The organism is uncultured Streptomyces sp. (assembly GCF_947488945.1).
Classification (GTDB): domain Bacteria; phylum Actinomycetota; class Actinomycetes; order Streptomycetales; family Streptomycetaceae; genus Streptomyces.
This window is the reverse complement of record NZ_CANLBS010000008.1, coordinates 337,575-348,533: the sequence shown is the minus strand read 5'-3', so window position 1 is coordinate 348,533 and position 10,959 is coordinate 337,575. Positions and strand designations below refer to the sequence as shown.

The 10,959-nt window shown below is 73.1% G+C and carries 7 protein-coding genes; 4 read left to right on the top strand and 3 right to left on the bottom strand.

Features of this window, described 5'->3' with window-relative positions; genetic code table 11:
- Nucleotides 1–293 precede the first annotated feature (293 nt).
- Nucleotides 294–1,313 (bottom strand): LLM class flavin-dependent oxidoreductase, encoded by a 1,020-nt coding sequence (locus tag Q0994_RS16055; RefSeq protein ID WP_299534830.1) that lies wholly within the window; start codon nucleotides 1,311–1,313, stop codon nucleotides 294–296.
- Between the two features lie 545 nt (nucleotides 1,314–1,858).
- On the opposite strand from Q0994_RS16055, the gene Q0994_RS16050 reads away from it, so the two are divergent.
- From Q0994_RS16050 to Q0994_RS16040, 3 genes are all read left to right on the top strand, one after another.
- A complete protein-coding gene (locus Q0994_RS16050) occupies nucleotides 1,859–2,815 on the top strand; it encodes a hypothetical protein (protein ID WP_299534827.1) in 957 nt (318 codons plus the stop codon).
- Between the two features lie 106 nt (nucleotides 2,816–2,921).
- A complete protein-coding gene (locus tag Q0994_RS16045) occupies nucleotides 2,922–3,887 on the top strand; it encodes a sugar phosphate isomerase/epimerase (RefSeq protein ID WP_299534824.1) in 966 nt (321 codons plus the stop codon).
- Between the two features lie 245 nt (nucleotides 3,888–4,132).
- Nucleotides 4,133–7,378 (top strand): PQQ-dependent sugar dehydrogenase, encoded by a 3,246-nt coding sequence (locus tag Q0994_RS16040; RefSeq protein ID WP_299534822.1) that lies wholly within the window; start codon nucleotides 4,133–4,135, stop codon nucleotides 7,376–7,378.
- Between the two features lie 135 nt (nucleotides 7,379–7,513).
- Here the strand turns inward: Q0994_RS16040 and Q0994_RS16035 are convergent, their stop codons facing one another.
- Entirely contained in the window at nucleotides 7,514–8,773 is a 1,260-nt protein-coding gene (locus tag Q0994_RS16035; protein ID WP_299534820.1) for an ROK family protein, read from the bottom strand.
- 109 nt (nucleotides 8,774–8,882) lie between these two features.
- Here Q0994_RS16035 and Q0994_RS16030 point away from each other — a divergent pair, with 109 nt between their 5' ends.
- A complete protein-coding gene (locus tag Q0994_RS16030; RefSeq protein ID WP_299534818.1) occupies nucleotides 8,883–9,854 on the top strand; it encodes a phospholipid scramblase-related protein in 972 nt (323 codons plus the stop codon).
- Between the two features lie 161 nt (nucleotides 9,855–10,015).
- Here Q0994_RS16030 and Q0994_RS16025 read toward each other — a convergent pair whose 3' ends face one another.
- The gene (locus tag Q0994_RS16025; RefSeq protein ID WP_299534815.1) at nucleotides 10,016–10,864 is read right to left on the bottom strand and encodes a helix-turn-helix transcriptional regulator; all 849 of its coding nucleotides are present in this window, start codon (nucleotides 10,862–10,864) and stop codon (nucleotides 10,016–10,018) included.
- Between the last annotated feature and the right edge of the window lie 95 nt (nucleotides 10,865–10,959).

The window sequence follows — 10,959 nt, the reverse complement described above, 5'->3', positions numbered from 1 at the left end:
CTCCTCGCCGACCGCTCCGCCTACGAGGACTTCGACGCCGACGCCGTCGCCGGCCGCTCCTTCGCCTTCGAAGCCCTTGACCAGCTCGCCATGGACCACCTCCTCGGCGTCCGCTGATCACCGGCTGAGGGGCCCCTCCCGGCCCTGCGCCAGCCCGTGGAACGAGCAGCCCCGGCCGGACCCCTCCGGCCGGGGCTGCTCGTTCCACGGGCTCGGGTGAAAAAAGAACGCCACCGGAGGCCGTCGTCACGGGCCGAGGGCCGACCGGCGAGCGATGGCCGGCCTCCGTCGCGTCAGCCGGCCGGGCGCCAGCCGAGCGCGGGGCCGAGCACCGTCGCCATGTCGGTGAGGATCTGCACGTAGTCCTCGTGCGCGAAGCTGAACGGCAGCGCGAACGCCACCTCGTCCACCTCGCGGAACGCCGCGTGCGCGTGGAGTCGGTCGGCGATCTCCTGCGAGGTGCCCACCAGGTCCGGTGCGAACAGCATCCGCGCCGGACCCTGCGGCGCGGTGGTGCGCGCCCGGCGTCCCTCGGCGTACGCCTCGTACCGCGCCCGCTGCTCCGGTGTGGCGGAGTCGGTGGGGATCACCACCAGGCCCTGGGAGACCCGGGCCCGCTCGCCCTCGGGATGGTGCGCGCGGAAGGTGCGGATGTGCGAGAGCTGGATCTCGGCGAAGTCCTCCGACTCCTCCGCCTTCACCACGCTGCTGGTGAGCAGGTTCATGCCGTTGGCGCCGGCCCATTCGGCCGACCGCAGACTCGCCCCGCCGTACCAGAGCCGCTCGCTCAGCCCCGCGGCGTGCGGCTGCACCCGGTCCGCGTACGCCTCGATCCCCTCGGTGCCGGCGAAGTCGGAGGCGGGCTCCCCGCGGACCAGGTCCAGCAGCCGCCGTACCCGGGTGTAGCTGAAGTCCTCCGCGTCCGCGGTGTCCGGGTACAGCGCGTCCTTGACCCGGTCGAAGTGGATCGGCGGTCCCACGCTCACCCCCGGATTGAGCCGGCCCCCGGACAGGATGTCGACGGTCGCCAGGTCCTCCGCCAGACGCAGCGGGTTCTCCCAGCCCAGCGGGATCACCGCGGTGCCCAGCTGGATGCGGCTGGTGCGCTGGGTGGCCGCCGCCAGCACCGCCACCGGGGACGAGATGCCGTACTGGAGATGGCGGTGGCGCACCCAGGCGCTGTCGAAGCCCAGCCGTTCGCCCAGTTCGATGACGTCGAGCGTGGAGCGGTGGCCGGGGCCCGGATCGGAGCCGTCGAACAGCCCGATGGTCAAGAAGCCCAGACTGCGCAGGGGTTGCGAGGGCAGCGGCACAGCGATCCTCCATCGTCCCGCGGCGCGCGCTCTTCGCCGTGCGCCTGCGTGGTGACGATTGTGGCAGGCGGGAAGCCGGGGGCGCGGGACGGCCTCCGAGCCGGCGGGACGGCCCTCCGGGACCCGAAAAGGCGCATCGTGCCGGTGTCATGACGGCGCGTCAACACCTCGAACCAACGGTCCCGCACGGGGCTTTGCGTTCCGACGAGACAATCTTCTGGTGAATCACGGAAAAGTTTCGGTGATTCATGACAAACATCTGGACATGCCCTGGGGCCCGTCCTAATGTCTCGCCCGACCCCAGCAAGTGTTTCGTCGTGGTAACCGGAGAGGTCCGGCACCCACACGGACGCCGGGCGGCCCGTGCCGCCCGCAGTCGCCCCCGTTCCACGGCATCCCCCCACGGCCGGCCCCGCCCGGTCCGATCCACGACGGCCGCCGAGCGGCCGGAGCACAGGTCACGCACCCCGCAGCACCCCCGCCCCCGGGCGGGGTTCCGCAGCCGCGCGTCCGGCGCGGCGGTGATCGCAGCAGGAGGAAGCGAAATGAAGATCCGTACGCTCGTCGTCACGGCCTCGTTGGTGGCATCCGGAGGGCTCGTCGCGTTCGGCGGCTCCGCACAGGCGGCCCTGTACACCACCTGCGTCGGTGACGGAGGCGCCGTCACCGTCACCAACGACCTGGTCGTGCCGGCCGGCAAGTCCTGCACCCTGACCGGCACGAAGGTCAGAGGCGAGGTCAGAGTCGAGGCGGGGGCCGACCTCGTCGCCACCGGCGCCACGTTCAACGGCGCGGTCGACGTGGCGGCGAACGGCTATCTCGACCTGACCGACACCACGGTCAAGGGCGCGCTCCACGCCGAGTCCGCCTTCGGCACGCACCTGCTGAACACCAGCGTCAAGACCGGTACCACCGCGACCGGCGGCTTCCTCTACGCCGTCGACGCCACCCTCGGCGGCGCCGTCAAGGCGACCTCCGGCGAGCTCTACGTCTCCGGCTCCACCCTCAGCGGCTCGCTCACCGGCGACTCCAACCTCTACACCGACGTCTACGACACCACGGTCAGGGGCGCCCTCACGGTGTCCGGCAACTCCCTCGGCGGGGTGCTCTGCGCCAGCGAGGTCGAGGGCGCCACCGTCTACAGGAACAACGCCGAGGCCCTCCAGCTCGGCGCCGACGGACCCCTCAGCTCCTGCGCCGGGGCGACCTACCTGGGCTCCACCCTCGCCGTCACCGACAACACCGCCGACGCGGTCCTGGACAACGCCATCGTCCGCGGCGCCCTGACCGCCACCGGCAACACCCCGGTGCTCAAGGTCGGCGAACTGGCCCGGGTCCGCGGCGCGGTGACCGGCGACACCGCCCCCGCCGCCTCGGCCTCCGCCGCGCGACGGGCCGCGCCCGCCCCGCAGGACCGCGGCGACGACCTGGCCCGCAAGGCCGCCGAGCGCCTCGCCACCGCACGCGCCGATGCCGGGGCCGCGGGCGACTCCGGCCTGTAGGAGGCCTCGCCGCACCGCGTGCGCGGAAGGCCGCCGCCTTCCCCCGGGAGCCGCCGCCGCGCGGCCGGGCTCCCCTCCCTCCCCACCCCACCAGCCAGGAGTTACCGTGGGTCTTTCGTCCAAGTCCTTCGACCGCAGAGACTTCCTGCGTGCCACCGCGGGCACGACGGTGGCGCTCGCCGCCGCCTCCGTCACCGGAGCGACCGCCGCCCCGGCCGCCGCCGCGACGAGCTACCTGTCCATCCCCAAGGACCGCATCGCGATCCAGCTCTACAGCGTCCGCGACAAGGTCAGCTCGCTGGGCTTCCAGGTCGTCTTCGAGGAGCTCTCCCGGATCGGCTACCGCGAGATCGAGTTCGCCGGCTACACCCAGAACACCGCGATCCTCGGCCGGCAGATCACCCTCCCCGAGATCCGCAAGGCGCTCGACGACAACGGGCTGCGCGCGGTCGGCAGCCACGTCGGCATCGGCAACCTGCGCTCCAACCTCCAGGGCGAGCTGGACGCGGCGCAGATCCTCGGCATGCCGCACGTCGGCACCGCCAACGCACCGACGAGCGTCAACACCGTCGCCGGGTACCTCGCGGCGGCCGAGGAGTTCAACACCTGGGGCGCGGCGGCCACCGCCCGCGGCCTGAAGCTCTACCAGCACAACCACGCGGGCGAGTTCGCCTTCGCCACCGACCGCCCGGACGTCCGGCTGTACGACGTGTTCCTGCGCAACACCGACCCGCGCCACGTCTACCTGGAGCTCGACGTCTACTGGGCGTTCGTGGGACAGCACCGCTGGCCCGGCTTCGACCCTGCCACCTACGTACGCGAACAGCCTTACCGCTACCCGCTGTTCCACATGAAGGACGGTGACGCCAACACGTCCGTGGACGGCTACGGCATCGTCGAGTTCGGGGCGGGCGACCTGCCGTACGAGAAGTTCGTCCGGGACGTCGGGGCCCGCGGCAGCCACGTCGGCATCTGGGAGCAGGACAACGCCACCGCCGCCCAGCCCAACCCGCCCGGCTCGTTCGGCGCCGCCGAGCGCAGCTTCGCGGCGCTGACGGACCTGCTCGGCTGAATCCACCGGGACGGCCGCACCCGCACGGCACAGCACGTGACGCACGTCGACCGGGCCCGGCCGGCCGCGGCTCCCGCACCGCGGACACGGTGCGGGCGGCCCGCCGGGCCCGGTCGGGGGCCGTCGTCGAAACGGCTCCCCGGCACCCTCCTGACCGCCAGCGACCAAGGAGATGCATCCCTGTGCACCGTACTCTCGGACGCCTTATAGCGGGCGTCCTCCTCGCGGCGCTGCCCGCGCTCGGCATGACCGGCCTCGCGCCCGCCGCGCAGGCGCACGAAGGCCACGAACACGAGGAACCGGCCCTGGACTGGGCCAACTACGAGAAGGTCACACTCACCAAGGACACCGGCGAGCCGATCGACCTCGCCGTCCTCCCCGACAACCGGGTGCTGCACACGGCGCGCAACGGCGACGTGCGGCTCACCGACCCCGCCACCGGCGTCACCAAGGTCGTCAACCACATCGACGTGTACCAGAACTCGGAGATGGGACTCCAGACGGTCACGCTGGACCCCGACTTCGCCACCAACCACTGGGTGTACGTCTACTACTCGCCGCCGCTGAACACGCCCACCGGCTCCGCACCGGAACGGCTCCCGGCCGGCGCGGACGACACGTACTGGGACCGGTGGGAGGGGTACGACTCCCTGACCCGCTACAAGTGGACCGGCGACAAGCTGGACCTGGCCACCGGCCAGGAGATCATCCGGGTCGACGCCAACCGGGGACAGTGCTGCCACGTCGCCGGGGACGTCGACTTCGACGCCGACGGCAACCTCTACCTCTCCACCGGCGGCAACACCCCCGCCTCCGGCCCCAACGTCAACGGGTACACCCCGATCAACGACGCGCCCGGCTACAACCCCGGCCTCGACGAGCGCCGCGGCTCGGGCAACACCAACGACCTGCGGGGCAAGATCCTGCGGATCACGGTCCAGGAGGACGGTACCTACACCGTCCCCGAGGGCAACCTCTTCGCGCCCGGCACGGCGAAGACCCGCCCCGAGATCTTCGTGATGGGGCTGCGCAATCCGTTCCGGATGCAGGTCGACCGGGCCACCGGAGCCGTGATGTGGGGCGACTACGGGCCGGACGCCGGCACCGCGAGCGCCGACCGCGGCCCGATGGGCTACGTCGAGTGGAACACCACCACCAAGGCGCAGAACAGCGGCTGGCCGTACTGCACCGGCGACAACACCAAGCCCTACCGCGACTTCGACTTCGCCGCCCTCACCCCCGGCCCGGCCTTCGACTGCGCGGCCCCGGTCAACGACTCCCGCTGGAACACCGGTCTGAACGTCCTGCCGCCCTCCGCCCCGGCCACCCTCTGGTACGGCGACCGGGACACCGACCAGCCGTGGCCCGAGCTGACCGCCTTCCGCGGCCCCGGCGGCCCCGGCGGCCAGGCCCCGATGGCCGGGCCGGTCTACCACTACGACGCCGCCGACCCGGCCCCCGGCAAGTTCCCCGCGTACTGGGACGGCAAGGCGTTCTTCGCCGAGTTCTCCCAGGACTACGTCGCCGCCCTCACTCTCGAAGGCCCCGACGGACCGGTGAGCAAGCTGGAGAACGTGCTGCCCAACAGCGAGCGGTCGGAGAACGGCATCCCGCCGTGGGACAACCCCATGGACATGGAGTTCGGCCCGGACGGCGCGCTCTACGTGCTCGACTACGGCGACGGCTTCTTCCGGCAGAACCCCGACGCGGGGCTCTACCGGATCGACTACGCCGAGGGCAACAAGGCCCCCACCGCCGTGATCAAGGCGTCGCCGTCCTCCGGTCAGTCCCCGCTCCGGGTCACCTTCGACGCCTCGGCCTCCACCGACCCGGAGGGCGGCGTCCTCACCTACCAGTGGGACCTCGACGGTGACGGGACCTTCGACGCCACCGGCCCCACCGCCACCCGCACCTACACCGACAACGGCCAGGTCCAGGCGCGGCTCAAGGTCACCGACCCCCAGGGCAAGTCAGGACTGACGGCCCGCCAGATCACCACCGGCAACACCGCGCCGACGGTCGAGATCACCTCCCCGCCCGACGGCGGGTTCTTCCAGTGGGGCGACGCGGTGCCGTTCGCCATCGACGTGGACGACCCCGAGGACGGCGGTGCCGTCGACTGCGCCAAGGCCGCCTGGACCTTCGGCCTCGGCCACAACCAGCACGGCCACCCGGTCAACAGCGGCACCGGCTGCACCGGCGCCGTCACCACCCCGGCCGACGCCGGACACGGCGACACCGAGAACGTCTTCGGCGTCCTCGGCATCACCTACACCGACAAGGGCGCCAACGGCGTGCCCGCCGCGACCGGCGACGCCCAGGTCGTCCTCAACCCCTCGCTCATGCAGGCCGAGCACTACGACCTCGCCGAGGGCGTCACCGTCACCGACGACGCCACCGCCTCCGGGCAGCGCTCCCTGACCTCCTTCGACGCCTCCGACTTCCTCGCCTACGACCCGGTGTCGTTCGCCGGCGTCACCGGGGTGCAGACCCGGGCGACCGGCGCGGGCACCCTGTCGCTGCGGTGGAACGCCGCCGATGCGGCGCCGTTCGCCACCGTCCAGGTACCGGCCGGTGAAGGCTGGCAGACGGTGACCACCTCGCTCGCCGGAGCGCCCCCGGGCACCGGCCGGCTCTACGTCACCTCGTCGGGCGGCGTGACGCTGGACGCCCTGACCTTCCAGGGCAAGGGCGTCGCCGACACCCAGGCCCCGAAGGCCACCGCGACCCTCAACCCGGCCCAGCCCACCGGCGGCAACGGCTGGTACACCGGGCCGGTCCAGCTCACCGTGTCGGCCACCGACAACGGAACGGTCAGCAGCCGCCAGTACTCCCTCGACGGCGGCACCACCTGGCTGTCGGCGAACACCGCGGTCACCCTGACGGCCGAGGGATTCACCACCGTCCGCTACCGGGCGACCGACAGCGGCGGCAACGTCTCCGCCGTCGGCTCGATCCCCGTACGCATCGACCGCACCGGGCCCGCGGTGACCGTCACCGGGCTCGACGACGGCGCGGAGTACGGCGACTCGGAGCGGCTGACCCCGGTGGTGAAGGCGACCGACACCGTCTCCGGCGGCGCCACCGCCACCACCACCCTGGACGGCGCACCGCTCACCACCAGCGTGCCGGTCGACCTGTGGCGGCTCCCGCTGGGCGGCCACGACCTCAAGGTCACCGCACGGGACGCGGCGGGCAACACCACCGTCCGGACGGTGCACTTCACCACCGGGACGTCGTTCGCCGAACTCGGTGAGCTGATCACCGTGCTGCGGGCGGACGGCGCGGTGTCGGCGCAGGGCGAGCAGCGGCTGAACGTGCGGCTGAAGCAGGCCCTCGACCACGCGGAGGCGGGACGCGCCAAGCAGGCGGGCGCGGTCCTCGACTCGTTCGCCGCGTACGCGGGCGACGCCGCCCTGGTGCCGGACGCGGCGGCCCGCACGGCGCTGGCCAGGGACGCGGCAGCGGTGAAGGGGGGACTCACCGGCTGACCCGGCCGGCACGCGGGGGAGGGGCCGGACCGTTGCGGCGGGCCGGCCCCGACGCCGTGTAGGCACCGCGCGGGCGGGAGTCGCGCACCGGTGCGGGGGCCGTGGCTCCGGCGTGCGGCCGGCCGGGGCGGGCGGTCAGCCGCGGACGGGCTCCGCGTACGCCGCCGGGTCGGCCAGTACGTCCCGGACCACCAGGGCCGCCGCCCCGCGGGCCGCGTCGCCGGCCACCGACGAGGCACGGAGCCGCCCGTCGCCACTGGTCCACAGGCCGGAGACCACCCGCGCGGTGAGCTCCGCGTCGGCGTGCGGAGCCAGCCAGGGCATCAGCCCCCGGTAGATCCCGCCCAGCACCACCGCGTCCGGGTCGACCAGGTTGACGGCCCCGGACAGTACCTGCCCCAGCATCCGGCCCGCCTCGGCGACGGCCGCCACCGCCCGTTTGTCCCCGGCCCGCACCAGGCGCTCCAGCTCGGCCACCCCCGTTCCGGCCGTCCCACCCGCTCCGTCCGGACCCAGCACCCCGGCCGCGCGCAGCAGCGCCGACTGCCCGGCGTACTGCTCCAGGCACCCGCGCGAACCGCACCGGCACTCCGGGCCGGCCGGATCCACCACCACGTGGCCGATCTCCCCGGCGAACCCGTGGGCGCCGCGCAGCAGTTCGCCGTCGATGACCAGGGCGCCGCCGACACCGATCTCACCGGTCAGGTAGAGGAAGCTGCGGACGTCGTCGAGCCCGCCGAACCAGAGTTCCGCCAGCGCGGCGAGATTGGCCTCGTTCTCCGAGCCCACCGGCAGCGGCCCCAGGTCCGGCGCCAGCGCACCGAGCGCATCGGCGAACACCTGCTCGACCGGGATCCGGTTCCAGCCCAGGTTGGGCGCCTGGCGCACCGACCCGCCCGAGACCAGACCGGGCAGGGCCAGCGCCGCGCCGACCGGGCGCAGTCCCTGCTCCCGTGCCGAGTCCAGGGTGCGGGCAGCGATCCGGGCGGCGCGGGCGAGCACCTCGTCCGGCGGGGCGCCGCGGTTGTCCAGGTGTTCGGTCTGGCGGACCCGGCCGGTGCCGGAGAGGTCCACCACGCACACCGACACGTAGTCGATGTTGACCTCCACGCCGATCCCGGCGGGTCCGGTGCGTGCCACCTTCAGCGCGGTGCCGGGGCGGCCGGCCTGGCCGCTGAAGGTCTTGCCGGACTCGGTCAGGAAGCCGCCTTCCAGCAACTGCTCGACCAGCGAGGAGACCGCGGCGCGGGTGAGGCCCACCCGCGAGGCCACCCCGGCGCGGGTCGCCTCACCGTTGCCCTCCTCGCTCACCGCGCGCAGGACCAGACTCAGGTTGTGGCGTCGCACGGAGTCCTTGTCGGCCTTCGGCCCGAGCGGCGTGGCGTTGCTCTTCATATCGACGTCGAGCCTATGTGATGAGCGGTCCGCACCACCCCCGTGAGGTGCGGACACCTCCCCCGTGAGAGGGATCCGTGCGCGGGGGAGGCCGGGATAGTGTGGGCCCGTGACGACGCAATCGAACATACCTGCGGGCTGGTTTCCCGACCCCCACGGCGCGGCCTCGCTGCTCCGCTACTGGGACGGTGCGCAGTGGACCGAGCACACGCACCCCGCCGCGGGAGCCCCCGCGCAGGGCACGCAGACCGCTCCGGCCCAGGCCGCCGCCCCGCAGCCGGCCGTGCCCCACCAGACCCACCCGCCGCAGCAGGCCGCGGGGCAGTCGTACGGGACGCAGCGGCAGCCCGCCGGAGAGTCGTACGGGACGCGGCCGCAGCAGGCTCCGCAGCAGTTCGCGCCTCAGTCGGCGCCGCAGGCCCCGGCCCAGCCGCAGTTCGCGCCGCAGCACGGCGGAGGTCAGCAAGGCCCCATGAGCGCCGGAACGCTCTTCGACCAGCAGGTCCTGGTGGTCAGTCAGAAGGCCAAACTGATCGAGGTCACCAACGAGTACCGCGTCTTCGACCAGCAGGGCGCCACCGTCGGATCGGTCGTCCAGGTCGGGCAGAGCGCGCTGCGCAAGGTGCTGCGCTTCGTCTCCAGCGTCGACCAGTACCTCACCCACCGGCTGGAGATCCGCGACGCGCACGGACGCCCGCAGCTCCTGCTGACCCGCCCCGCGAAGTTCATCAAGTCCCGCGTGATCGTGCAGCGCCCGGACGGACAGCCGGTGGGTGAGATCGTCCAGCAGAACGCCATCGGGAAGATCAACTTCGCGATCATGGCCGACGGCCGGCAGATCGGCGCGATCAAGGCCGAGAACTGGCGGGCCTGGAACTTCGCCATCGTCGACCACAACGACGCGGAGATCGCCCGGATCACCAAGAAGTGGGAGGGCCTGGCGAAGACGCTGTTCACCACCGCGGACAACTACGTCCTCCAGATCCACTACCAACTCCCCGAGCCCCTGCTGAGCCTGGTCGTCGCCACCGCCCTCACCGTCGACACCGCCCTCAAGCAGGACGCCCGCGGCCTCGGCTGACAGGCCGGGGCCGGTACCACGGGCCGCATCGGGCGGGGCGGGCCTGATTGCACGGCGGCAGGACCGGTTGCAGGGCGGAGCCGCGGACTGTGCGGCCCGGCCGCTCAGTGTCTCGCGCGGCCGTCCGGCACCCGCGCCGCCGCCGCCGCTCCGGCGGTCTCCTACGGGGACGGCTGCGGGGACAGTTCCTGCACGCCGATCACCCGCAGCAGCTCCAGCCGCTCGCGGGTTTCCGCGTCGGCCGGGGTGAGCACCAGCAGCAACTGTCCCTGGTCGGGGGTGACGAGGGTTTCGCAGTCCATCACCAGCGGGCCGACCCGCGGATGCACCAGGGTCTTGCGGTCCGCGCGCCGGACCGCCACCTCGTGCTCCGCCCAGAGCCCGCGGAACTCGGCGCTGGCCGTCCGCAGCCGCTCGACCAGCCCGGTCACCTCCGGGTCGCCGGCCCGCCGGCCGGCGGTGGCGCGCAGGTCCGCGACCAGTTGCCGGGTGCGCTGTTCGTCCTCCTCGGGAGACAGGGTGCCCCGGGCGCCGGCCTCGGTGAACCAGCGGTACACCAGGTAGCGCCGGTCGCCCGAGAACCGCTCGTGATCGCCCATCAGCAGCATCGAGGTCCGGTTCTGGGCCAGTACCTCACCCAGGTCGGACATCACCAGGGCGGGGGTGTCGCCGAGCAGGTCGAGCATCCGCACCAGTCCGGCGCGGGCGAGCCGGGCCACCTCCACGGCCGGCGGCGGAGCGTGGCCCGCCAGGTGGAACAGATGGGCGCGCTCGTCCTCGGACAACCGCAGCGCCCGGGACAGCGCACCGAGCATCTGGAGGGAGGGCCGGCTGCTGCGCCCCTGTTCCAGCCGCACGACGTAGTCCACCGACATGCCGGCGATCATCGCGACCTCCTCCCGGCGCAGACCGCGGGTGCGGCGGCGGGGGCCGTCGGTGATGCCGACCTCGGCCGGCCGGATCGCCTCGCGGCGGCCGCGCAGGAAATCGGCGAGCTCTTCACGTTCCATGGCTTCCATGGTCCTGCACGGCGCACGGGCGATCCAGGGAGCACCGCTCCCACGATGAACGCTCCGCTCCCGCTCACGGCGGTCCGGGCGCAGGG